Source organism: Rhodococcus sp. 05-2254-5 (assembly GCF_002258575.1).
In the GTDB taxonomy this organism is placed as follows: domain Bacteria; phylum Actinomycetota; class Actinomycetes; order Mycobacteriales; family Mycobacteriaceae; genus Rhodococcoides; species Rhodococcoides fascians.
In genome coordinates, this window is the sequence record NZ_NOZG01000027.1 from 1 (window position 1) to 23,688 (window position 23,688).

Annotated in this window: 22 protein-coding genes; 10 read left to right on the forward strand and 12 right to left on the reverse strand. The window is 64.9% G+C overall.

Going from position 1 to position 23,688, the window contains the following annotated elements; all coding sequences use genetic code 11:
• Positions 1–167: 167 nt before the first annotated feature.
• The 3 genes from CH278_RS17970 to CH278_RS17980 all read right to left on the reverse strand — a co-directional run bounded on the left by CH278_RS17970 (position 168) and on the right by CH278_RS17980 (position 2,975).
• Complete coding sequence (locus CH278_RS17970) at positions 168–1,016, reverse strand: 3-hydroxybutyryl-CoA dehydrogenase (protein ID WP_283548657.1); 849 nt, start codon at positions 1,014–1,016, stop codon at positions 168–170.
• Positions 1,017–1,021: 5 nt separating this feature from the next.
• Positions 1,022–2,179 (reverse strand): acyl-CoA dehydrogenase, encoded by a 1,158-nt coding sequence (locus tag CH278_RS17975; protein WP_027495295.1) that lies wholly within the window; start codon positions 2,177–2,179, stop codon positions 1,022–1,024.
• A 148-nt stretch (positions 2,180–2,327) separates the two neighbouring features.
• Positions 2,328–2,975, reverse strand: coding sequence for a TetR family transcriptional regulator (locus tag CH278_RS17980; protein ID WP_027495296.1), 648 nt, complete (start codon positions 2,973–2,975; stop codon positions 2,328–2,330).
• Positions 2,976–3,090: 115 nt separating this feature from the next.
• Between CH278_RS17980 and CH278_RS17985 the strand changes: the two genes are divergently transcribed.
• The 3 genes from CH278_RS17985 to CH278_RS17995 all read left to right on the forward strand — a co-directional run bounded on the left by CH278_RS17985 (position 3,091) and on the right by CH278_RS17995 (position 6,681).
• Entirely contained in the window at positions 3,091–3,435 is a 345-nt protein-coding gene (locus CH278_RS17985; RefSeq protein ID WP_032374764.1) for an ArsR/SmtB family transcription factor, read from the forward strand.
• A gap of 107 nt (positions 3,436–3,542) precedes the next feature.
• Positions 3,543–5,240 carry a SulP family inorganic anion transporter gene (locus CH278_RS17990; RefSeq protein WP_094622531.1) on the forward strand — a complete coding sequence of 566 codons (1,698 nt, stop codon included), beginning with the start codon at positions 3,543–3,545 and terminating at the stop codon, positions 5,238–5,240.
• 40 nt (positions 5,241–5,280) lie between these two features.
• Entirely contained in the window at positions 5,281–6,681 is a 1,401-nt protein-coding gene (locus tag CH278_RS17995; RefSeq protein ID WP_094622532.1) for a xylulokinase, read from the forward strand.
• Positions 6,682–6,718: 37 nt separating this feature from the next.
• Here CH278_RS17995 and CH278_RS18000 read toward each other — a convergent pair whose 3' ends face one another.
• Genes CH278_RS18000 through CH278_RS18030 form a run of 7 tightly spaced genes read right to left on the reverse strand, consistent with a single transcriptional unit; the run spans position 6,719 to position 14,085 of the window.
• On the reverse strand, positions 6,719–7,792 hold the full coding sequence (locus CH278_RS18000; RefSeq protein ID WP_094622533.1) for an SDR family oxidoreductase: 1,074 nt from the start codon (positions 7,790–7,792) through the stop codon (positions 6,719–6,721).
• A 46-nt stretch (positions 7,793–7,838) separates the two neighbouring features.
• Positions 7,839–8,579, reverse strand: a complete 741-nt coding sequence (locus CH278_RS18005) for a sulfite exporter TauE/SafE family protein (RefSeq protein WP_371128958.1) — start codon at positions 8,577–8,579, stop codon at positions 7,839–7,841.
• Positions 8,576–9,571, reverse strand: a complete 996-nt coding sequence (locus tag CH278_RS18010; protein ID WP_094622534.1) for an ABC transporter ATP-binding protein — start codon at positions 9,569–9,571, stop codon at positions 8,576–8,578. Before CH278_RS18010 ends, CH278_RS18005 begins: the two co-directional genes overlap by 4 nt.
• Entirely contained in the window at positions 9,564–10,589 is a 1,026-nt protein-coding gene (locus CH278_RS18015) for an ABC transporter ATP-binding protein (RefSeq protein ID WP_094622535.1), read from the reverse strand. The genes CH278_RS18010 and CH278_RS18015 overlap by 8 nt, the downstream gene beginning before the upstream one ends.
• Positions 10,586–11,572, reverse strand: coding sequence for an ABC transporter permease (locus CH278_RS18020; RefSeq protein ID WP_094622536.1), 987 nt, complete (start codon positions 11,570–11,572; stop codon positions 10,586–10,588). Before CH278_RS18020 ends, CH278_RS18015 begins: the two co-directional genes overlap by 4 nt.
• A 4-nt stretch (positions 11,573–11,576) precedes the next feature.
• The gene (locus tag CH278_RS18025; protein ID WP_027495305.1) at positions 11,577–12,506 is read right to left on the reverse strand and encodes an ABC transporter permease; all 930 of its coding nucleotides are present in this window, start codon (positions 12,504–12,506) and stop codon (positions 11,577–11,579) included.
• 1 nt (position 12,507) lies between these two features.
• Positions 12,508–14,085, reverse strand: a complete 1,578-nt coding sequence (locus CH278_RS18030; protein WP_094622537.1) for an ABC transporter substrate-binding protein — start codon at positions 14,083–14,085, stop codon at positions 12,508–12,510.
• Between the two features lie 436 nt (positions 14,086–14,521).
• Here CH278_RS18030 and CH278_RS18035 point away from each other — a divergent pair, with 436 nt between their 5' ends.
• Both CH278_RS18035 and CH278_RS18040 read left to right on the forward strand, forming a co-directional pair.
• The gene (locus CH278_RS18035) at positions 14,522–15,421 is read left to right on the forward strand and encodes a 2-hydroxyacid dehydrogenase (RefSeq protein WP_179274555.1); all 900 of its coding nucleotides are present in this window, start codon (positions 14,522–14,524) and stop codon (positions 15,419–15,421) included.
• On the forward strand, positions 15,418–15,813 hold the full coding sequence (locus CH278_RS18040) for a universal stress protein (protein WP_094622539.1): 396 nt from the start codon (positions 15,418–15,420) through the stop codon (positions 15,811–15,813). Before CH278_RS18035 ends, CH278_RS18040 begins: the two co-directional genes overlap by 4 nt.
• A gap of 3 nt (positions 15,814–15,816) precedes the next feature.
• Here CH278_RS18040 and CH278_RS18045 read toward each other — a convergent pair whose 3' ends face one another.
• Positions 15,817–16,710, reverse strand: a complete 894-nt coding sequence (locus CH278_RS18045) for a LysR substrate-binding domain-containing protein (protein WP_094622540.1) — start codon at positions 16,708–16,710, stop codon at positions 15,817–15,819.
• A 173-nt stretch (positions 16,711–16,883) separates the two neighbouring features.
• On the opposite strand from CH278_RS18045, the gene CH278_RS18050 reads away from it, so the two are divergent.
• Together CH278_RS18050 and CH278_RS18055 are read left to right on the forward strand one after the other, a co-directional pair.
• Positions 16,884–18,392, forward strand: coding sequence for a SulP family inorganic anion transporter (locus tag CH278_RS18050; protein ID WP_027495310.1), 1,509 nt, complete (start codon positions 16,884–16,886; stop codon positions 18,390–18,392).
• Between the two features lie 34 nt (positions 18,393–18,426).
• Positions 18,427–18,831, forward strand: coding sequence for a MerR family transcriptional regulator (locus CH278_RS18055; protein WP_032383326.1), 405 nt, complete (start codon positions 18,427–18,429; stop codon positions 18,829–18,831).
• Between the two features lie 25 nt (positions 18,832–18,856).
• Here the strand turns inward: CH278_RS18055 and CH278_RS18060 are convergent, their stop codons facing one another.
• Positions 18,857–20,566, reverse strand: coding sequence for a ribonuclease J (locus CH278_RS18060; protein WP_045841016.1), 1,710 nt, complete (start codon positions 20,564–20,566; stop codon positions 18,857–18,859).
• Positions 20,567–20,704: 138 nt separating this feature from the next.
• On the opposite strand from CH278_RS18060, the gene CH278_RS18065 reads away from it, so the two are divergent.
• The 3 genes from CH278_RS18065 to CH278_RS18075 are packed head-to-tail and all read left to right on the forward strand — an operon-like array spanning position 20,705 to position 23,681.
• Positions 20,705–22,195, forward strand: a complete 1,491-nt coding sequence (locus CH278_RS18065; protein ID WP_094622541.1) for a flavin-containing monooxygenase — start codon at positions 20,705–20,707, stop codon at positions 22,193–22,195.
• Entirely contained in the window at positions 22,192–23,037 is an 846-nt protein-coding gene (locus CH278_RS18070; protein ID WP_094622542.1) for an SDR family NAD(P)-dependent oxidoreductase, read from the forward strand. The genes CH278_RS18065 and CH278_RS18070 overlap by 4 nt, the downstream gene beginning before the upstream one ends.
• The gene (locus tag CH278_RS18075) at positions 23,034–23,681 is read left to right on the forward strand and encodes a TetR/AcrR family transcriptional regulator (protein WP_094622543.1); all 648 of its coding nucleotides are present in this window, start codon (positions 23,034–23,036) and stop codon (positions 23,679–23,681) included. Before CH278_RS18070 ends, CH278_RS18075 begins: the two co-directional genes overlap by 4 nt.
• Positions 23,682–23,688 lie beyond the last annotated feature (7 nt).

Below are 23,688 nucleotides of genomic sequence, written 5' to 3' on the forward strand. Positions count from 1 at the left end.
GACCCGCTGATCCTCGGTAAGTGAACTTCGTGCACGCATACAAAACTCCCCGGTAGTCGGAACTGAATTACTCAGTCCAACTTCCGGGGAGCTGTGCAAGCTACTCGGAGTAGCTGAATGCCGCATTGATCCAGAAGGGGGGCGTGCCGGAAAAACAAGGCTGTGGGCTAGGAGTACGTGTAGAAACCCTTGCCGCTCTTGCGACCCAGCATTCCCGCGTCCACCATGCGCTGCAGCAGCGGGGGCGGAGCGTAATGCGGCTCGCGGAATTCGGCGTACAGCGATTCTGCGACCGCGAGGGTGACGTCGAGGCCGACGGTGTCGGTCAGACGCAACGGTCCCATGGGGTGGGCGCAACCGTTGACCATGCCGTCGTCGATGTCCTCGGCGCTGGCGAAGCCGGATTCGAGCATCCGGATGGCCGAGACCATGTACGGGATGAGCAGCGCGTTGACGATGAATCCCGCACGGTCGCCCGCACGAATCGTCTTCTTGCCCAGGGTGTTCGCCGCGTAATCGGTGACGGCGTCGACGGTCTCCTCGCTGGTGAGGAGGCTGACGACGATTTCGACCAACGGCAGTACCGGCACCGGGTTGAAGAAGTGCACTCCGACGACCTGGCCGGGCCGCTTCGTCGCGTTGGCCATCTTGATGACGGGGATCGACGAGGTGTTCGTCGCCAGGATCCCTTCGGGCTTGACGATGGAATCGAGCTTGCCGAACAGATCCAGCTTCAGTGATTCGATCTCCGGTGCCGCCTCGATGACGAGATCGCGATCGGCGAAATCGTTGATGTCGAGCGTCAACGAGATTGCGGCGCGGGCTTTCTCGGCCGCGTCGGCGTCGATGCGGCCGGACTTGACGGCCCGTGCGAACGACTTGTCCAGGCGTGCTTCGGCGGCGTCGGCGGTGCCCTGGCTGGTTTCCAGGATCAGCACCGAGCTACCGGAGCGGGCGCACATTTCGGCGATACCGGCACCCATGGTGCCGCCGCCGATGACGCCTACGAGTTCGATGTTGCTCATTTGAGCAGCGCCCGCGACATGACGACACGCTGAATCTGGTTGGTGCCCTCGTAGATCTGCGTGATCTTGGCGTCGCGCATCATGCGCTCGACGGGGAAGTCGGTGGTGTAGCCGGCACCGCCGAAGAGCTGGACGGCGTCGGTGGTGACCTCCATCGCGACATCGGAGGCGAAGCACTTCGCTGCGGCAGAGATGAATCCGAGGTTCTTCTCGCCGCGCTCGGCGCGTGCCGCGGAGCTGTAAACCATCAGGCGGGCAGCTTCGACCTTCATTGCCATGTCGGCGAGCATGAACTGCACGGCCTGGAAGCTCGAGATCGACGTGCCGAACTGCTTGCGGTCCTTGGTGTATGCGATGGCTGCGTCGAGAGCGCCCTGAGCGAGGCCGACGGCCTGTGCGCCGATGGTGGGCCGGGTGTGGTCGAGGGTCTCGAGCGCGGTCTTGAACCCGGTACCGGGCTCACCGATGATGCGGTCTCCGGGGATCTTGCAGTTCTCGAAGTAGAGCTCGGCGGTGGGCGAACCCTTGATGCCGAGCTTCTTCTCCTTGGGGCCGACGACGAATCCTTCGTCGTCCTTGTGCACGATGAACGAGCTGATGCCGTTGGCGCCCTTGTCGGGATCGGTGACGGCCATGACGGTGTACCAGTCGGACTTGCCGCCGTTGGTGATCCAGCACTTGGAGCCGTTGAGGATCCAGTCGTCTCCGTCGGCCTTCGCGCGGGTCCGCATGCTGGCGGCGTCGGAGCCGGCTTCGCGCTCGGACAGTGCGTACGACGCCATCGCGCCGCCTGCGAGCGAGGGCAGGACCTGCTTCTTGAGCTCCTCGGAGCCCTTGAGGATGAGGCCCATCGTGCCGAGCTTGTTGACGGCGGGAATCAGTGAGGACGAGCCGCAGACGCGGGCGACCTCTTCGATGACGATGCAGGCGGCAACCGAGTCGGCACCCTGACCGTCGTACTCCTCGGGAACGTGCACGGCGTTGAAGCCGGAGGCGTTGAGGGCATCGAGCGCCTCCTGCGGGAAGCGCGAGTCCTCGTCGACCTCCTTGGCGTACGGGGCGATCTCCTTCTCCGACAGGGCCCGGATCGCTGCGCGCAGCTCCTCGTGCTCCTCGGGTGACTGGTAGAGATCGAAGTCGGGATTTCCGGCCATGTCGGCCACGCTCCTCGCGATGTCGGGGGTACAGCACTGCCCAGAAAGGGCACTCAGTGCCAAGCTTCACCTCAGTGTACGACCGGACCGGCCCCGATTCAAGGGTGGGGCTCGCCAAGACGGCACTGAGTGCCATCTTGGGTGGGTGTCACTCCGGAAGGTGGCGGGCCAACGCGTCGGCGACGGTGTTCACGGACGTGCCCCGCGGGAATGTCGCGACCACGACGTCTCCGGAGGACTGGGCGCGGACCTGCGCCAACGCTGCGCGCAAGTCGGTGACGGACGTGGGCAGGCCGTCGCGAATCATCCGTCGTAGAAAGTAGTTGTGGGTCGCGGTCACCGAGGCGGAGAACTGCAGGATCTCCAGATGAGGGTGGTCGGGTAGCGCCCGCTGCAGATATTCGACGAAGAGACGGTCGTAGCGGAACACGGTGACGATCTCGCGATCGCGGAGGGCGGGAATTCGATGCACCACCTGATATCGCAGCCGCGACATCTCTTTCCAGTCCGAGAATCGCTCGTACACCAACTGGGCGGCATCGCAGACGGCCTGCCATGGGTCGCCGGTGTTGGACGCGAGCAAAGCGCCGACCTGTTCGAGCAGAATCTCGTGATCGGCGAAGACGACGTCTTCCTTGGCGCGGAACTGCCGGAAGAACGTTCGACGCGAGATTCCGGCCGCCACCGCGATGTCGTCCACCGTCGTCGAGTCGTAGCCCTTGACCGAGAACAGATCCAGGGCCGCGGTGGCCACGGTCAGCCTGAAGTCGGTGGATTCCTCGGGTTCTCCGCGCATGCCAGTGAAGGTAGCGGAGTTTCGGCAGGGGCACTGAGGTCGTCCTTCTCGGTGGCTGATTGCTAGTGTTCGCAAGTAGCCTGCTTCGCAGTGCTCGGCGAAGCGGAAGGACGTCATGGCCACGGATTCGAGTCGACCGCTGTACAGAATGAAGGCCGACTTCTTCAAGACGTTGGCTCATCCCGCGCGCATTCGAGTGCTGGAACTGTTGAGCGAACGTGAACACGCAGTGTCCGAGATGCTGCCCGAGGTGGGCATCGAGCCGGCGAATCTGTCGCAGCAGCTGTCGATTCTGCGTCGCGCGGGTCTCATCGAGGGCACTCGGGAGGGATTGTCGGTGTCGTACACGCTGACGTCGCCGAAAGTGGCGGACCTCCTCGTGGTGGCCCGGGAGATATTGACCGGAGTGGTGGCCAACCAGGTCGAACTGCTGGACGGCGAGTCCGGATCGCGCAACTGACCTGACGATCGCGGATGGTGCGCAGTATCTCGCGGCGACTTGATTCATTACTTGCTAAACTTAGCAATTAACTGGATCAAGAACGATGAGTTTTCAGGAAGCGTCGCATGTCCGAACCGACGAAACGCACCCGCACGAACGACGCCCTGAGGGCGGTATCCGCCCTTCTACCCCGCTGGAGCGAGTGGAAGCCCGCGCTACGCGCACCCGGTTCGGATCTTCTCGCCGGCCTCATCGTGGCGCTGGTGGCGCTGCCCCTCGCGCTCGGATTCGGAGTCAGCACCGGGCTGGGTGCAGCGGCGGGACTGACCACCGCCATCATCGCGGGAGTCGTGGCCGCGGTATTCGGTGGCTCACGGTTTCAGGTATCGGGTCCGACCGGTGCGATGACGGTGGTGCTGGTCCCGATCGTTGCCGAATACGGGCCGACGGGAGTGCTCGCGGTCGGGCTGCTGGCCGGGATCATTCTGTTGGTGCTCGCGGTAGCAGGTATCGGCCGAGCCGTGCGGTACATGCCCGCGCCCGTCATCGAAGGATTCACCGCGGGCATCGCCGTTGTCATTGCACTGCAACAGGTTCCGTCGGCGCTGGGTATCACGGACGCGGAAGGTGACAAGGTCTGGCAGTCCGCGTTCGATGCTGTCCGTTCGTTCGTTGCGCATGCGAGCATCCTCACCCCCGCTGTGGCGATCGCCGTCGCGATCGTCATGCTCGTCGGCGGCCGCCTGGCACCGAAGATCCCGTTCTCCTTGGTCGCGGTTGCTGCCGCTACCGTGGCCACCCAGCTGTTCGATCTGGACATCGCCCGCATCGGCACCATTCCGTCGTCGTTGTCCGCGCCGAGCCTGGGCTTTTTCCACCTGGGCGACGTGACGGCGTTGCTGGCCCCGGCGTGTGCCGTCGCCGCTCTGGCTGCCCTGGAATCGTTGCTGTCCGCGACCGCCGCGGACTCGATGGGCGTCGGCGCTCGCCACAACCCCGACCGCGAATTGTTCGGACAGGGCCTAGCGAACATCGCCGCACCCCTGTTCGGGGGCATCCCCGCCACAGGTGCCATCGCCCGGACTGCGGTCAACGTTCGATCCGGTGCCCGCACCAGGCTCGCGGCCCTCACCCACGCGGTGATCCTCGCCGCCATCATGTACTCCGCGGCGGGGTTGGTCGCCGATATCCCGCTTGCAGCCCTCGCCGGAGTGCTGCTCGCAACCACGGTGCGGATGGTCGAGACCGCGTCCATCCGGGCGATCACCCGCGCCGGCCGCGGGGACACCGTGGTGATGGCGGCGACCTTCCTCGTCACGGTGGTCTTCGATCTCGTGACGGCGGTGGCGGTCGGCGTCGGGTTCGCTGCCGTCCTGGCTCTGCGGGCCGTTGCGCGATCGGCCACGGTCGAGCAGGTCCCGTTGAACACACTCGATGCGGTCTCGAAGGAAGAAGGCGACCTGCTGCGGGAACACATCGTCGCGTACCGCATCGACGGTGCGCTGTTTTTCGGTGCCGCGCACAGCTTCCTGCTCGAACTCGCCGACGTCTCGGACGTGAAGGTGGTGATCCTGCGCATGTCCCGAGTCACCACGATCGACGCCACCGGCGCAATTGTTCTCAAGGACACCATCACCGAACTCGAACACCGACACATCACCGTCCTGATCTCCGGTGCCAAGCCCGAGCACCTGCGTCCCCTCGCAGCCCTGGGCGTGTTCACCACCAAGGACGACGACGCTCGACACGTCTTCGACACCACCCCGCAGGCCATCGCCTGTGCACGCACGCTGGTGACCGAGGCGACCACGCCCCGCGGGTAGGGTCGTAGGTCACACTTGCGTACGAAAGGACCAGCTCATCGTGGCTCTCGTTGCCGGAATCGACTCTTCCACCCAATCGTGCAAGGTTTTCGTTCGCGATGCCGACACCGGGGAGTTGGTGCGTCACGGCCGTGCCGGTCATCCCGACGGCACCGAGATCGACCCGCAGCGGTGGAAGGAAGCACTCGACGAGGCCGTCGACGCCGCCGGCGGGCTGGACGATGTCGCTGCGGTGTCGGTCGGCGCGCAACAACACGGCATGGTCTGCCTCGACGACAACGGATCCGTGGTCCGTAAAGCATTGCTGTGGAATGACACTCGATCGGCCCAGGCGGCAGAGGATCTGATCGCGGAGCTCGGCGAGAAGACCGGTGGCGACGGCGGTCAGGCCTGGGCCGACGCCGTCGGCGTGGTTCCGTTGGCCTCGATCACCGTCGCCAAGCTGCGGTGGCTCGCCGACAACGAGCCCGACAACGCCGATCGCACTGCGGCGGTGTGCCTTCCGCACGATTGGATCGGCTGGCAGCTCGGTGGCGCGTCGGGGCTCGACGCGTTGGCCACCGATCGCGGCGATGCGAGCGGCACCGGATACTTCTCGGCGGCCACGAACGAGTATCGAACGGATCTGTTGCAGTTGGGCTTTCGTGGCCGCAACCCACTGCTGCCCCGCGTGGCTGCGCCGAACGAGGCGATAGGCCACACTGCCGCCGGTGCGCTGATCGGCCCGGGTACCGGAGACAATGCCGCGGCGGCGCTTGCCCTCGATGCGCAGCCCGGTGATGTGGTGGTCTCGATCGGCACGTCCGGTGTCGTCTCGGCGGTGACCACCGCCGCCGCGGCCGACGGTTCGGGCCTGGTCGCCGGATTCGCCGACGCCACCGGGCGTCAGCTGCCGTTGGTGTGCACGCTCAACGCGGCGCGTGTCCTCGATGCGACGGCGCGGATGCTGGGCGTCGATCACGACGAGTTGTCGCGGTTGGCTCTGTCGACGACGAGCGACGGTGTGGTGATGGTGCCGTACTTCGAGGGCGAGCGGACGCCCAATCTCCCCGATGCGTCCGGTGCGATTCATGGACTACGACTGAACAATTCGACTCCGGGCCATCTCGCTCGCGCTGCCGTCGAAGGGCTGCTGTGCGGACTGGCCGACGGTATCGACTACCTGCGTGCACAGGGAGTGCAAGTGCGGCGCGTACTGCTCATCGGCGGCGGTGCCAAGTCCGCGGCGCTCCGAGCCTTGGCCCCGGCAATTCTCGGGGTGCCGGTGGCCGTACCCGAGCCCGGTGAATACGTCGCCGACGGGGCAGCGCGCCAGGCAGCATGGACTTTGGCCGGGACCAGTGAACCGCCGACCTGGGCGCAGGCCACCTCGAAGACATACGAGGCAGACCCCACGCCGGCGGTGCGAGAGCGCTTCGCGCATGTGAGTGGAAACTCGTAGCAGGGGTCGAGTTTCCACGCACATGCGGCGCAGCCGCTCAGGGAATCAGGCGCGCATCTCGGTAACGCTGAATCACCGAGGCGATGGCATCGGGCGTGGATCGGAAGCCCAGGAAGCCGGCCTTCTTGGACTTGTTCATGTCCGTCAGGCATTCCATGTCGCGGCCGAGGTCACCGTCGGTGTGCCACCACGACGCCAGGCGGGAGACATCGCTCTCCACCAGATCGTGCTTCTCGGCGATGCGCTTCCACGCGGCGGCCGCGTCGGACATGCGGGGTTCGAGGGGACGCGGTTCGGTGTCGAAGCCCTCGGGCTCGATGCCGAAGTGCTCGGCGAACTGCGGCCACAGCCAGCGCCAGCGAAAGACGTCACCGTTGGCGATGTTGAACGCCTCGTTGCGCGCGTTGTCGTCGGTTGCCGCCCAGACCATCTGCTCGGCGAGCAAGTCGGCGTCGGTGAGGTCGGTGAGCCCGTTCCACTGGGTTTCGGAGCCGGGGAAGACGAACTTCTCGCCCAGTTCCTTGCAGATCGACGCGTAGACGGACAGCGTCAGCATCATGTTCATCGCGTTGCCCACGGCAAAACCGGAGACGGTGTGAGCGCGGTGCACGCTCCATCCGAACCCGTATTTGTCTGCGCCGGCGAACAGTTCGTCTTCCTGCGCGTAGTAGAAGTTCGGAGTGTCGAGGCGGTCCTCGGTCTCATGGAACGGCGTCTCGGCCATCACGGCCTCACCGTATGCATCGAACGGTCCGAGGTAGTGCTTGAGTCCGGTCATCAGCGCGACGTGCTTCACCGAATCGAGGGGGCCGAGAACATCGAGCACATTGCGTAGGGTCGCCGAGTTGACCTCGATGTTCTCCTGCTCGGAGTCCTTCTTCATCCACGCGGTGAAGAACACGACCTCGGGGCGGACGTCCTTCAGCGCGTCCTCGAGGGACTGCGGGTCGAGCAGATCCGCCGCGACCGGCACGACGCCGTCGACGGGGGTACTGCCGCTCCGACTCAGTCCGTAGGTGGTCCAGCCTGCATCGAGTGCTGCGCGGCACAGCGCCTGCCCGGAAATGCCGGTGGCACCGACGATCAACGCGCGCGTGGTGTTCGTAGTCATCGGGTCCGGTTACCCACTGGAGCCGATGCAACACGTGACGCTTCACTCACGTCAGGGCCAGTACTTGCTGGACGACGAGCACGATCGCGCCCACGGCCGAGACGGCGATTGCCGTGATACGTAGGCGTCGCCGATCGAGAACTCGGTTGATCACCCGAGAGAGCAGGAACCCCAGAACTGTCGCTGGGGCCAGGAACGCGAACAGCGTGGCGGTGTGGCTGTTCACCGCTCCGGCCACCGTCAACACCGCGATGGAGATGATCGAGCCGACGAGGAAGAAGCAACTCATCGTGCTGCGGAGTTCGGCTCCGGAGTTGCCTTGCCACACCAGAGCCATCGGTGGCCCACCGATGGAGGTGGCGGTCCCCAGAACTCCCGACGCGGCCCCGGCGACGACGAGATTACGTCTGTGCGGCAACGGAACCCAGCCGAACGACGTCAGCGCGACGCCGCCCAGGACCACGAGTGCCAACAGTATCGCCAGCCCGCGTTCGGGCAACAGGACCAGTAGGAGCGCGCCCACCACCGAGCCGGGGAGTCGTCCGGCGAGTGCCCATCCGGCTCCCGAGAGATCGAGAGCCGTCCGGTCGCGTACCAGTACGAGCACGCTGACCACGACCGCGAGCATGATCAGCGTTCCCGGTACGAGTCCGGGGTCGACGGTGGCCACGATGGGGGCGGCCAGCATGCCCATGCCGAAGCCGATCGACGCCTGCATCGCGGATGCGAAGAAGATCGCGAGGGCGACGACGACGAAGCCGGTGACACTCAGGTGCGTGAGTGTCATGTTCCGGCGGCGACGAGACCGAGATTCCCTGCCACGAGCGGATAATGGCATTCGGCAACATGATCGGCCTCGTCGGCGTCGTGTGCGACGGGTGGTGCGTCGCTCGCGCACAGGTCGGTCGCCTTCCAGCAGCGAGTACGGAAACGGCATCCCGACGGCGGATTCAGTGGCGACGGCACCTCGCCTTTCAGCAGAATCTTGTCCCCGCGGCTCGACGCGTCGAGTGTGGGTGCGGCCGACATCAACGCTGCGGTGTAGGGGTGGGCGGGCCGATCGAATACTGCCTCCGTAGCGCCTGATTCGACGATGCGGCCCAGGTACATCACCGCGACTCGGTCGGCGACGTGCCGGACCACCGAGAGATCGTGCGAGATGAAGACGTAGGAGATGCCGAGTTGCTTCTGCAGATCGTTGAGCAGGTTGAGCACCTGGGCCTGGACCGAGAGATCGAGAGCCGACACCGGCTCGTCGCAGATGATGACGTCCGGGTTCAGTGCCAGAGCGCGCGCGATGCCGAGGCGCTGCCGCTGACCGCCGGAGAACTCCTGCGGGAATCGGTTCTCGTCGCTCGGTCGCAGGCCTACCAGGTGCAGCAGTTCGCGTACTCGTGCCGAACGATCGCGCCGAGTCTTGTACAGGCTCTTGTGAGTTCGCCACGGTTCGCCGATGATGTCGCCTGCCGTCATCCGCGAGTTCAGTGAACCGTACGGGTCCTGAAACACCATCTGCACCCGTCGACGCCACGCGAGGAGTTCTTTGCCGCGCAGAGCGAAGGGATCGATGCCGTCGAAGGCGACGGTCCCCGAGTCCGGGCGTTCGAGCATCATCAACGTCCGCGCGAGAGTGGACTTGCCGCAGCCGGATTCGCCGACCAGGCCGAGGGTTTCGCCGCGTCGCAGATCCAGGTCGATGGCATCGAGGGCGCGGAGCTTGCCGCGGCCGACGTCGAAGGTCTTGTTCAGGCCGCGCACGGTCAGCAGTTGCTCAGACATGGCTGGATACCTCGTTCGGGAAGTGGCATGCCGACATACGGCCGTTGCCGACGGATTCGAGCGGCGGGCGAGCGCTGATGCAGATGTCGCGGGCGATCGGGCAGCGGGCCTGATAGACGCATCCGCTGGGAATGGAATGCAGATCCGGCGGGGTGCCGCCGATCGACTTCAGATCCTCACCGCGTACGGCGTGAACGGGAACCGAGTCGAGCAGTCCCTTGGTGTACGGGTGGCGCGGTTCGCCGAACACCTCGGCCACCGGTCCGGTCTCGACGACGTTGCCCGCGTACATGATTGCCACTCGATCGGCCTCTTCGGCCACCAGAGCGAGATCGTGGGTGATGAGTACGACGGCCATGTCGTGCTCGGTGCGCAATTCCTTGAGCAGTGCCATGATCTGCGCCTGCACGGTGACATCGAGGGCGGTGGTCGGTTCGTCGGCCAGCAGTACCGACGGACTCAGGGCCACGGCCATCGCGATCAGCAGGCGTTGCCGCATGCCGCCGGAGAACTGGTGTGGGTAGGAGTCGGCGCGTGATTCGGGCTCGGGGATACCCACGCGGGCCATCAGGGCGATGGCCTCGACTCGCGCCTGCTTGGCCGACATACCCCGGTGGATCCGAAACGGCTCGGCCAGTTGAGTTCCCACGGTATAGACGGGATTGAGTGCGGTCAGTGCATCCTGGAAGACGATGGCCAGTTCTGTGGCCGCGATGGTGCGTCGCACCTTGGTCTTGGCGGTGACCAAATCGACGTCGCCCATCTCCACCGAGCCGCCGGTGATGTCGGCGATCGGCTCGAGCAACCCGACGATGGCCTGTGCTGTCATCGACTTTCCGCAGCCGGATTCACCGAGCAAAGCCAGGGTTTCACCGCGGCGTGCGCTGAAGGTGACGTTGTCGACGGCGCGGATGACGCCCGACGGCGTTCGCAGGTCGACGGTCAGTCCGCGTACGTCCAGGGCGACACTGCCGGTGTCGGGTCGCGCCGACGGTGCGCTGGTTGCCGGTGCGCTCATGAGACGACCTTTCGTGCGGGGATCAGGCGAGACCGCTTGGAGCGGGGGACATTGAGTCGCCACCGCTGCGCGGGATCGGTGGCGATGCGGGCCCAGGCGGCGAGAACGGTGGCCGAGACGGTCGTCAACACGATCGCGAGGCCGGGGAAGAAGGAGAGCCACCAGGCGGTCTGCAGGTAGGTACGGCCCTGCGAGACCATCAGGCCCCAGGAGACGTCGGGCGGTTGAATGCCGATGCCCAGGAAGCTCAGTGACGACTCGGCGAGGATGACGAAGCAGAAGTCCAGGGTTGCGACGGTCAGCAGAGTCGGCAGCAGAATCGGGGCCACGTGACGCCGGATCACCGACCCGCTCGTGGCACCGAACGTGCGGGCGGCGTCGACGAACAGTCGGCTCTGCAGCTCGGCCGACTCGGCGCGAGCGGTGCGCAGGTAGATCGGGATTCGCGTGATGGTCAGCACCAGAACGATATTGGCGGCGCTCGGTGAGAAGACGTAGAGCACAACGACGGCCATCAGCAGGGACGGAAAGCTGAGGATGACGTCGGCGACGCGCATCGCCGCGGTCTCGCGCCAGCCGCGATGGAAACCGGCCCACATACCGATGAACGAGCCGATGATCGCCGAGAGGATCACTGCTGGAATGGCCACCGAGAGTGTGGTTCTGCTGGCGACGATCAGCCGTGCCAACATGCTGCGTCCCAGTGGATCCGTGCCGAAGATGTTCATCCAGCCGGTGTCGAGGGTGAACGGAGGCAGATTGGAGCGGTCGAGATCTTGGTCGGTGGCGGCGTCCCCGACCAACATCGGGCCAAAGATTGCGGTGAGGAAGACCAGCACCAGGATTGCGGCAGCGACGGTGGCCACCCTGTCTCGCAGGAGTAGCTTCCACAGCGGGGCCGACGCCTTGCGGGCTTCCACCGGAGCCGTCGGTGGAACATCCTCCGGCTCGGATGTTTTCGGTGCTTCGAAGTCGAGTGACATGTTCTTAGACCTTCACCTTGTCGCGAACCCGGGCATCGAGCAGTGCATAGCAGGCATCGATGACGATGTTGAGCACGAAGATGCTCACCGCCGTCAACAGCACGGCCGCCTGCAGAACAGCGAAGTCGCGCTGCAGGATGGCGTCGATCATCAGTTTTCCGATACCGGGCCAGCCGAAGATGGCCTCGACCACCACTGCGCCGTTGACGAGCCCGACCATCAGGTCGCCTGCGACGGTCAACGCCGGTGCCGCGGCGTTGCGCAGAGCGTGGTGGGTGACGACCCGAAGGTCTCCTGCCCCTTTGCTTCTCGCCAATCGAACGTATGGTGCCGACAGCGCCGAGACCATCGCGCCACGGACGACCTGAGTCAGGACGCCGAGCGGTCGAATGAGCAGCGTGGCGATCGGCAACACCCACGAGAGCATTCCGCTGTCCACCCCGGAGGTGGGCAGCCAACCGAACAGGATGGCGAAGACGTAGACGCCCATGATGGCGAACCAGAAGTCGGGAATGGACGCCGCCGTCATCGACAGCAGGCTCGAGATACGATCGGCGAGCGAGTTCGGCCGGTATGCGGCCCAGCAGCCGATGATCACCGCACCGAGGATGGCGAGGAACATCGTTGCGAACGCCAGCTGCAGCGTTGCGGGGAAGGCGCGCAGGGCCATTGCCGACGCGTCCTCACCGGTGCGCAGTGACTGCCCGAAGTCCAGTTGCACGACACCCTTGAAGTAGTCCAACAGCTGTGTCAGGACCGGCTGATCGAATCCGTTGGTGGCACGGAATGCTTCGCGTTGGGCCTGGGTCGCGGACTCGGGGAGGTACAGGCTGGTGGGGTCGCCGGTGAGCCGGGCGAGGAAGAAGACGCCCAGCAGAACGACGAACAGCGGGATCAGGCTGGTGTAGATCCGTCGGCGCAGAAATCTGAACATGTCAGGGCCTCTCGGTTTCGGCGCGGGTCATCGCGGCCAGATGCATTTCGTCGACCGTGGCCGAGTCCGGGGTGTAGTCCACGGAGGCGGCCTTGGCGAGCACCCCGTTCATGTGCGCGATGTAGGCCATCTGCATGATGTCCTTCGGCTCGTCCGCGAAGACCTGCGCGTACGCGGCCTGCCTGTCTTCTCCGGTGAGAGCGCCGGCAGCGGCGATCTCCTTGTCGAAGTCCGCTGTGCCGTAGGCGCTCTGGAACCCATCACTGGTGAAGTACTGATCGACGGTGAAGGCGGAGTCGCCGGCCTGGTTGCCGTGCTGAATCACCAGTAGATACGGCCCGACGTTCGGGAACGGACGTTCCTGGTATTCGGCCGTACCTGCGGCGTCCATCATTTCGATCCTGACGTTCATGCCGATCTTGGACAGCGAGTTCTGGATTACCTCCACCGTTTCGTTGATCTTCGGGAACTGTCCGGTGCGTCCGATGAGACGGATCTCGGTGTCCACCGGAACCCCGTCGGCACGGGCCTGCTCGATCAACGTCCTGGCCTCGTCCATGTCGTAGGGCCAGGGAGTCAGGTCTTCGTTGTATCCCACGACGCCCTCGGAAATGAGCTGTGCTGCAGGTGAACCGAGTCCGCGGAACAACGCCTTGACGATGCCGTCGCGATTGATGGCGTAGTTGATCGCCTGCCGAACCCGCATGTCGTCCAGTGGCGGTTGCGCGGCCTGCATGCGCAGTGCCGTGGTCTCGTTGTTGGGATAGGCCACGCCGAGGTCGCCTGCACCGTCCTCCGGTCCGACCGACGTGGCGATCTCGGCCTCGCCGTTGGTCACCATCGACGCGCGGACACTGCCTTCACTGCGCCATTGGTATTCGGCCCTGGCGTATTCGGGCTTCGGGCCCCAGTAGGTCTCGTTGCGTACCAGGGAGAGCTTCTGGCCGTAGTCCCACCGCTCGATCGCGAACGGGCCGGTGCCGATCGGTTCGCGTACCCGCTCGGTGTAGCTCGAAGTGCGCGGAACCATTTCCACGAACGAGAGCCGCAGCGGCAGAATGGGATCGGGCTCGGGTGACTGCACCGTCAGCGTCAACGGGTCGACGGCTTTCACCACCAGGTCGGCGTCGCCGAAGACGTATCCCTCGACGTTGCATCCCAGTTCGGAGTTGACGGTGCGGTCGATGGAGAACGCTGCATCCTCGGCTTCGAAGGGGCTGCCGTCGCTGAACGTCACGCCGGGGTGAATGGCGAACGTCCACTCGGTGTCCGAGGTCTGCTCCCACGAGTCCGCCAACTTCGGTTCGAGATCACCGGTACTCGGATTGCGCTCCATCAGCGGCTCGGTGATGTTCGAGCGCGTGACCACTCCGACCGACGTCAGCGATACGTCGCAGGCTTCGAGGGTGGGCGGTTCCTGAGGCAGAACGATGCGCAAGGTGTCTGCGCGGGCTGCGGCTCCGTTGCTCGAGTTCGCGACGGTGCAGCCGCTTGCGATCAATGAAAGTGCTAGTGCGCCAACAGCAATAGCGGCGACGCGATGGGTCCGTCCCTGCTGCACGGAGAGTGCAGGGCTCATGGTGGCCTCCAGTGGGAAAAGGGATACGCGTCATCGAGCCGCATTCGGATCTGTGACGGTAGACACACGGTAGGAGTGGGTGATCTCCACCGTCAACCGGACGAAAGCGACGTTTCGGCCCGTTATCCACGTCACAATCGTGCCGGATCAGTGCGGCTGCTTGCAGTTCAGCGCCTCTGAGCAGGTCGAACGCCGAAACGTGTTAGGTCTACCTGCATGCCGAGGGTCATGTTCATGCCGTTTGGGTATCGGTCCATGTTATTTGCGTGTTGGACAGGTATCCGAGAAGCGGCATACCGTACAGGAAACGCGCACGCTCCACCACATCGCGAGGAGAACAACGGTGACCACCGGTCAACAGGAAAAGTCTGTGTTGCAACAAGATTCACGTCAGGGGGGCCGCGTGCTCCGAGTCGGGCCGCTGAAGCCGTCCCTGATGGACACTCTGGTTGCCGACTACGACGCGCTGACCTTGCCCGACGGGGACGAGCGTGAGCAGTTCCTGGCCGAACACGGCCCGTCGATCACCGCCGTCGTCACCTCCGGCCGAACCGGCGTCGACGCAGCGCTGATGGAGCGGTTGCCGCAGCTCGGAGCCGTCGTGAACTTCGGAGTCGGATACGACACCACCGACGTCGACGCGGCCACCGAGCGTGGCATCGGGGTCAGCAACACCCCGGACGTGCTCACCGACTGCGTCGCGGATCTCGCTGTCGGCCTGGTGATCGACACCGTGCGTGGGCTCTCGTCCGCGGAGCGATTCGTACGGGCCGGCCGCTGGCCGGCCGAGGGCAACACTCCGCTGACCCGTCAGGTCACCGGCAAACGAGTCGGGATCATCGGGCTCGGCCGGATCGGATCTGCAATCGCGGACCGGCTCACCGCATTCCGCTGCCCCATCTCGTACCACAACCGGAACGAGATCGACGGTTCACCGTACGTGTACGCGGCCAGTCCTGTAGCGCTCGCCGAGAGCGTCGACGTACTGATCGTCGCCGCCTCGGGCGGCTCGGGAACGGCCCATCTGGTCGATCGCGCGGTGCTCGACGCGCTGGGGCCGCAGGGCTATCTGATCAACGTGGCGCGCGGAAGCGTCGTCGACGAGGAGGTGCTGATCGAGCTGCTCGCCTCCGGGCAGCTCGCCGGTGCGGGCCTGGACGTGTTCGCCCACGAACCGAACGTGCCGGACGCCCTGCTGGCGATGGACAACGTGGTGCTGCTGCCGCACGTGGGCAGCGCAACGGTGGAGACTCGCGCCGCCATGGAAGCACTGACACTGGAGAACCTCGATCGATTCCTGGCCGACGGCTCCCTCGTCACGCCGGTGACGAAGTGACCGTCGTCGTCGGCTACTCGTCGACCACCGAAGGAAAAGGCGCGCTGCCCTTCGCATTTCGCGAGGCCCAGATGCGCGGAACGGATCTGCTCATCGTCGCCGAGGACAACAGCGCGGCAGACGCCGACTTCGCTGCCACCGTCGAATCGGCTCGCGAGGAGGCGTCGGCGGTCGGTGTCACGACGAAGATTCACGACAACGAGGCCGGCCGCTCGCACGCCGACAACCTGATCGACCTGTCGTTCGACGAGCAGGCTCAGCTGGTCGTCATCGGCATCCGACGTCGATCGCCCGTCGGAAAGTTGTTCATGGGCAGCATCTCTCAGCGTGTTCTCCTCGAGGCGCACTGCCCGGTGACGGCCGTCAAGCCGCCGGTGGGGACGCCGCGGTAGTCGTCACGCCCACTCGCGCGTCGGCAGCACGTCGGTCATGAAGCGGTGCAGTGCCGGGTTGTCGTTGTCGACGCGCCAGGCAGCGTCGAGTTCGACGGGGCGTTCCTTTACGGTCCGAACCGGTCGGAACACAACGCCTTCCGGCCGCATGGTCGACGCCGACTCGGGTACCAGGGCCAGTCCGATTCCCGAGCGAACGAGCACCAGCATCGTGTGTACCTGGGTCACGTACTGCACGTAGCGCGGCGAGACCCCGACGATGGTGAAGGTGCTGATCAGCAGTTCGTGGAAGTACCGCGCGTCGACGGGCGAGTACATGATGATCGGCTGCTCGTCGAAGTCCTCTACCGACAGTTCGTCCTTCTCGGCCAGCGGGTGTTCTTCGGGCATCGCCGCGATCAACGATTCGTGCAGTACGGGCCGGGACGCGATGCCCGGTCGCTTGAGCGGGGGTCTGGCCAACCCGAGATCCAGATCGCCGATGGCCAAGGACTCCATCTGTACCGCCGAGACCATCTCGCGTAGAACGAGTTTCACGTCCGGTAGCTTCACGCGCGCGGCGTCGAGCAGCTGCGGGAGCACCGCATGCGCCGATGCCCCGGTGAAGCCCACGATCACTGTCCCCAAGTCTCCGGTGGGAACGCGTCGCACCGTCAGCAGTGCGCCCTCGGCGAGGTCGAGGATGCGTCGGGCCTCGGGTAGGAAGGCCAATCCCGCGGCCGTCAGGGTCACCGACCGGCTCGTGCGGTCGATCAGCTGCACGCCGACTTCGCTCTCGAGTTGTTGGATCTGTCTGCTGAGCGGCGGCTGCGTCATGTGGAGACGTTCGGCGGCGCGGCCGAAGTGCAATTCCTCGGCGACGGCGATGAAACAGGACAGCCTGTTGAGCGAGAACATCGATTCATTCCTTGCATCGCGCTGGGAGTTCCGGCGTGCCTTTTCGTATAAATCTAGCGCACGTCGTCCGTGCTTCGATGATTGGTAACCTTCCCTCCGGTAAGAGTAGAGTTGCTCGCGGAGTGGACGCCCATCCCGGTTGTCGTCCCTCGTAACCATCGAACGGAGTCGTCGTGTCTCGAGCTGCCCAGGTGCCCGGCACCGCCGTCGAAGACGTCTCGGTGCTGGGTGCGTTGCGCTCACCGAGGCGACTGAAGACCGAGGTTCTTGCCGGACTGGTGGTGGCGCTGGCGTTGATCCCGGAAGCCATTTCGTTCTCGATCATCGCCGGTGTCGATCCGCGCGTCGGCCTGTTCGCGTCGTTCACGATGGCCGTCACCATCTCCATCGTCGGGGGTCGACCGGCGATGATCTCCGCGGCCACCGGAGCGATCGCCCTGGTGGTCGCCCCCTTGGCTCGCGAGTACGGCCTCGACTACCTCATTGCCGCGGTCATCCTCGGGGGAGTGCTGCAGATCGTGTTGAGCGTCCTCGGCGTCGCCAAGTTGATGCGATTCATCCCGCGCAGTGTCATGGTCGGATTCGTCAATGCGTTGGCGATCCTGATCTTCACCTCACAGGTGCCGTACCTGATCGGGGTGCCGTGGTTGGTCTACCCGATGGTCGCCGTCGGACTGCTCATCATGTTCTTCCTGCCGAAGCTCACCACTGTCGTGCCGGCACCTCTGATCGCCATCGTGATTCTCACCGCCGTCACGCTCGTCTTCGCGCTGGCCGTCCCGGACGTGGGCGACGAGGGTGAACTGCCGTCCTCGCTGCCGTCGTTCCTGATCCCGGACGTGCCGTTCACGTTCGACACCCTGTCGATCATCGCGCCGTTCGCTCTGGCCATTGCCCTGGTCGGTCTGCTCGAATCACTGATGACGGCCAAGCTCGTCGACGACATCACCGACTCGCACTCCAACAAGACTCGTGAGGGCTGGGGCCAGGGCGTGGCGAATCTGGTCACCGGATTCACCGGCGGTATGGGCGGCTGCGCGATGATCGGCCAGACCATGATCAACGTGAAGGTCTCCGGTGCCCGCACCCGTATCTCCACGTTCCTCGCCGGCACCTTCCTGCTGATCCTGGTGGTCGGTCTCGGCGACATCGTCGCGCTCATTCCGATGGCCGCATTGGTCGCCGTGATGATCATGGTGTCGGTCGGCACCTTCGACTGGCACAGCATTCACCCGAAGACGTTGCGGCGCATGCCCAAGAGCGAAACTCTCGTCATGGTGGCCACCGTCGCTGTCACCGTGGTCACCCACAACCTCGCGTACGGCGTCGTGGTCGGAGTGATCACCGCTATGGTCTTGTTCGCCAGGCGGGTTGCACACCTGACCGAGGTTGTCGACGTCGCACATCCCGACGACGACACCCGCGTCTACGCCGTCAAGGGCGAGTTGTTCTTCGCGTCGAGCAACGATCTGATCTACCAGTTCGACTACGTCGGAGATCCGAAGAACGTCGTCATCGACATGTCCGAGTCGCACATCTGGGACGCGTCGACCGTTGCGACCCTGGACGCCATCACCACCAAGTACGCAGCCAAGGGCAAGACGGTAGAGATCGTGGGCCTGAACGCGCCGTCGACCGAGCGGCACGATCGTCTCAGTGGAAACCTGGGTGCCGAGCACTGACTAGGGTGGTTGGTCGGGCGAAGAGAGGCGGCACATGACAGACGACGGCGTACACATGCAGATCGGGCAGGTAGCTCAGCGAACCGAGCTGTCGATTCGCACGGTTCGTCACTACGACGATGTCGGTCTGGTCACGCCCTCTGCTCGGACCGTCGGCGGCTTCCGGCTCTACACCGAGTCCGACGTCGAACGCCTGCTCGTGATTCGCCGGATGAAGCCACTCGACTTCACGTTGGCCGAAATGAAACAGCTACTCGAATCCCTCGACATTCTCGGCGACGAGAACGCGACCGACGACGCGAGGTCGTCGGCCGCGGCCTTCGTTCGTGAGTGCCACACCAAGGCCGAGGAAAGCTGCCGCACGTTGCGGCGGCAGCTCGCCTACGCCGAGGAGTTGACCGAGGTGCTGTCGACTCGCGGCGCAGCGGCCCAGATCTGACCGGCCCAGATCGGACCGCCCAGTTCTAGCCGTCCACGACCACCGGGACGATGAGGGGCTGGCGGCCCAGGGTCTGCTTGGCCCAGCGGGCCGATTCCTGCACGATGCGCTTCTCGATGTTCTCGCGGGAGGCAACCTTGACGTCGCTCTCGCGTGTGAGGGTCTTGCCGATCGCCTTGGCCAACGAGTCGAAAGCGTTTGCCTCGTGGGCGAATCCGCGTCCGATGAAGTCGACGTCGTCGACCAGCAGCCCGGTGTCGGGATCGACGATGGCGATGACGGTCAGCACGCCCTCGTTCGCGAGGAGGCGACGCTCGGCCAGTGAATCCTCCGTCACGCCACCGACGGCACTGCCGTCGACGTAGATCAGCTCGATGGGGACGGAGCCGGTGATCTGTGCGACGCCGTCGTACAGGTCGATGACGCTTCCGTTCTCGGCGATGATCACGCGATCGCGAGGAACACCGGTCCTGATGGCGAGATCGGCATTGGCACGCAGGTGCCGCGATTCACCGTGTACGGGAAGCACATTGGCGGGTTCGAGGATGTTGTAGCAGTAGACGAGCTCGCCGGCGCTGGCGTGACCGGAGACGTGCACCTTCGCATTGCCCTTGTGCACCACGCGTGCACCCTTGTCGACGAGGCCGTTGATGACGCGGTAGATCGCGTTCTCGTTGCCGGGGATCAGACTGCTCGCCATCAGCACGGTGTCGCCGTCGCCGACCTTGATCTGATGCTCACCCGACGCCATCCGCGACAGCGCCGCGAGGGGCTCGCCCTGGGAGCCGGTGCAGATCAGCGTGATCTTGTTGGCCGGAAGCCGATTGAGCTTCGGGAGGTCCACGACGAGGCCGTCGGGAACGTCGAGGTAGCTCAGGTCGGTCGCAATCTTCATGTTGCGCACCATCGATCGGCCGACGAACGCAACCTTGCGGCCCTGCGCGTGCGCGGCGTCGAGTACCTGTTGAATGCGGTGCACGTGACTGGCGAAGCTTGAGACGATGACGCGTCCCGTTGTTTCGCGGAACACCTTTTCGATGGCCGGGACCAGGTCGCGTTCGGAGACCATGAACCCGGGCACTTCGGCGTTGGTGGAGTCGACGAGGAGGAGATCGAGCCCTTCCTCGCCGAGGCGTGCGAAGCTCCGGAGGTCGGTGATCCGACCGTCCAGCGGGAACTGGTCCATCTTGAAGTCACCGGTGTGCAGCACCAGCCCGGCGTCGGTACGAATGGCGATGGCCAGACCGTCGGGTATCGAGTGGTTGACGGCGATGAACTCGAGCTCGAACGGGCCTTCCTGCCGGGTTTGCCCCGCCTCGACCTCGATCAGCGTGGTCGAGACCTTGAACTCCTCGAATTTGGCAGCCAGGAAATGCAGCGTCAGTCGCGACGAGATGACGGGAATGTCGCCGCGCTCGCGCAGCAGATACGGGACGCCGCCGATGTGGTCCTCGTGTCCGTGCGTCAGAACGATGGCGACGACGTCGTCGAGGCGATCCCGGATGCAACTCCAGTCGGGGAGGATGACGTCGACGCCGGGCTGATGCTCCTCGGGAAACAGCACGCCGCAGTCGACGATGAGCAGCTTTCCGTCGAATTCGAAGACGGTCATGTTCCGGCCGATCTCGCCGAGACCGCCCGTCGCGATCACGCGAAGGTGCCCTGCCGACAGCGCTGAGGAGGATCGCTTTCGAGGTGCGGCGGGGGATCTGCGTTGGCGTGGTGATCTAGACATGACCTCAACGCTACGGGGGACTGCCGACCTGGCGTTCACCCCGGTCCGTAGATCGCAACATCATTGCGGAATCGAGCGTCATCACTTTAAAGTGATGACGCGCATCATCGGATGCCGAGGGTGGGAGAGGGTCGACGAATGCACATCCACACAGCAGTGACCATCGGTAGCGGCTTCGGAGGTCAATGCGCCGCCAAAGCCCTGCTCGACCGCGGTATCGACGACCTCGTCATTCTCGAGCGAAGGCCCTTTCTCGGTGGAACCTGGAAGCAGAATCGCTACCCGGGCGCGGCAGTCGACGTGCAGAGTCCCCTGTACTCCATTGCCTCCGAGCCGTTCGAGTGGTCGCGCATGTTCGCCGAGCGGGAGGAACTGGAGCGCTACACCCAGCACGTGCTCGAGTCCAACGGGCTGCCGCAACGCACACATGCCGACACCGACGTTCAGAAGATCCAGTGGGTCGGCGATCACTGGCTGATCACCACGTCGCGCGGTGATTACGCGGCGAAGTTCGTCGTCAATGCGTCCGGGCCGCTCAGCACCCCAGTGATCCCTCCGTTCTCGGGCCGAGAGAAGTTCCGCGGCAAGCAGTTCCACACCAACGACTGGGACACCTCCTACGATCACGCCGGAAAACGGGTAGCCATCGTCGGTAGCGGTGCCAGCGCCGCACAGGTGATCCCCGCGATCCAGCCCGACGTCGAAGCGTTGCACGTCTTCCAGCGCACGCCACACTGGGTGATGCCGCGTCACGATCGCGAATTCACGCCGCTGCAAAGAAAATTGCTGCGATTCGAGCCCATTCGACGGCTGGTGCGAGCCGGCATCTACTGGAGTCTCGAGACCCGCATCATCGGATTCAAGTACTCGCGGCGGATGCTGAAAGCCGTGGCCCAGCGGACTGCCCTGAAGCACATCGAGTCTCAGGTTCCGGACTCCCAGCTTCGGGCGAAAGTCACCCCCGACTACACCATCGGGTGCAAGCGGGTGCTGCTGTCCAACACGCTGTATCCCGCACTGGGAGAAGCGAACGTGACCCTGCACGACAAGAACGACGGCATCGCCGAGATCACCGAAACCGGGATCGTGACCACCTCGGGGGAACACGTCGACGTCGACCTGCTGGTGTGGTCGACCGGATACGACGCCACCGACGGGGTCATCTCGTATCCGGTGATCGGGCGGGACGGCCGGGCGCTGTCCGAGGTCTGGGATCCCTACCCCCGCGCTTACCTCGGCACCACGATTCCCGGTTTCCCCAACCTGTTCGTGGTCACCGGGCCGAACACCGGAATCGGGCACACCTCCGCCATCTTCCTCATCGAGGCGCAGATGGAATACATCGTTCGAGCCGTCGACGCAGTTCAGCGCGCGGGTGCAACCGCCATCGAGGTCACTGCCGCCGCCGAGCAGGAGTACACCGACACGATTCACCGCGAGATGGACGGCACCGTCTGGAAGGACGGCGGCTGCCACAGCTGGTACCAGTCGAAATCCGGGCATGTTGTCGCAATGTTCCCCGGCTTCAGCTTCACGTTCCGACGGTGGGCCAAGCGTTTTCGGCCGGAAGCCCATCACATCCATCGGTCGTCCACCGACGTGACGACGAAGGACGAGGTATCGGCATGAAGAATCATTCGGGCCAGGTAGCGCTGATCACCGGTGCGGCAGGCGGTATCGGCTCTGCTGTGGCGGCAGCACTGCATCGGCGCGGTGCCTCGATCGTCCTGGTCGACATGGCGTCGACCGATCTTGAGTCGGTAGCAGCGAAGCTGGGCAACCAACGCGTGGCAATCGCCTATGCCGACGTCACCGTGCGAGAGCAACTCGACGCGGCGGTCGCCACCGCGATCGACACCTTCGGCTCGCTCGACATCGTGATGGCCAACGCCGGAATCTCCAGCGGTGCACAGGCATCGACGATCCGTTCCGTCGACGATGGTGTTTTCGAGAGAGTCATCGGGGTCAATCTCGTCGGTGTGTGGAACACGGTGCGAGCGGCGCTGCCGCACATCGTCGAGTCCGGGGGCTACGTGCTGCTCACCTCCTCGACGTACGCCTATATCAACGGTCTGGCGAACGCACCGTACGCGGCCTCGAAGGCGGCGGTGGAACAACTCGGTCGCGCTCTGCGTGCGGAACTCGCGGGCACGAAAGCGACAGCGGGAGTGCTGTATCCGGGGTGGGTCGCGACGCCGATCGCCGACGTTGCGTTCGGCGGCGACACCGTCGCGACGGCGATGACGGCCCGGGCCTTTCCCTCGCCACTGCTCCGCCCGATCACACCGGACAAGCTTGCCCGCGTGGCCGTACGAGGCATCGGACGGCGGGCCGCGCGCATTGCCGTTCCCGGTCGCTGGATCCCGATCTCGATATTGCGCGGCATCGTCAACCCGATCATGGACGCCGCGATGGAGCGGGATGCCGAATTGATCCGTCTGACTGCCGAACTGGATGCCCGACAGTCATGAGCACGGTGTCCGAAGCGGCCGGCCGCGCCTACGGCGGTGAAAGCGCGGCCGACCGCGACGATCGCAGGCGGCGACAGTTGCTGGACGCGGGACTGCGGGTGTTCGGCAGCGTCGGGTACCGCGCCGCAACCGTCCGTGGACTGTGCCGTGAGGCCAAGATCGCCGATCGGCACTTCTACCAGTATTTCGACAAGACCGAGGATCTTCTGCTCGCCGTCTACGCAGAATGCATTGCACACCTGACCGACTCCGTGTCCGACGCAATTGTGCAGGTGAATCGGGACGGTGATCTGAGGGCTGTCACCGAGCAGTTGCTCGACCCGTTCTTCCGGGTCGTCGAGGACCCGCACCTGGCCCGCGTGGTGTGGATGGAGGTGCTCGGCGTCAGCCCTCGCGTGGAGCAGACGTATCTGACGGTGATGCAGCAATTCGGCACCCTGCTGCTCGGCTACCTCCGCACGTTCGCCGGCGAGGTGCCGTCGGGCCCGGAGCTCGACGTGGACCTGCTCGCCACCGCTGCCATCGGTGCCATCAGCCACACCGCCATGACCTGGTACCAGAGCGACTACGCCGCGGATCGCCGCATCGTCGTCGCCACGATCGCGACCATGCTCGCCAATATCGTCGCGCCGCTGCAGACGTAGAGTCCGA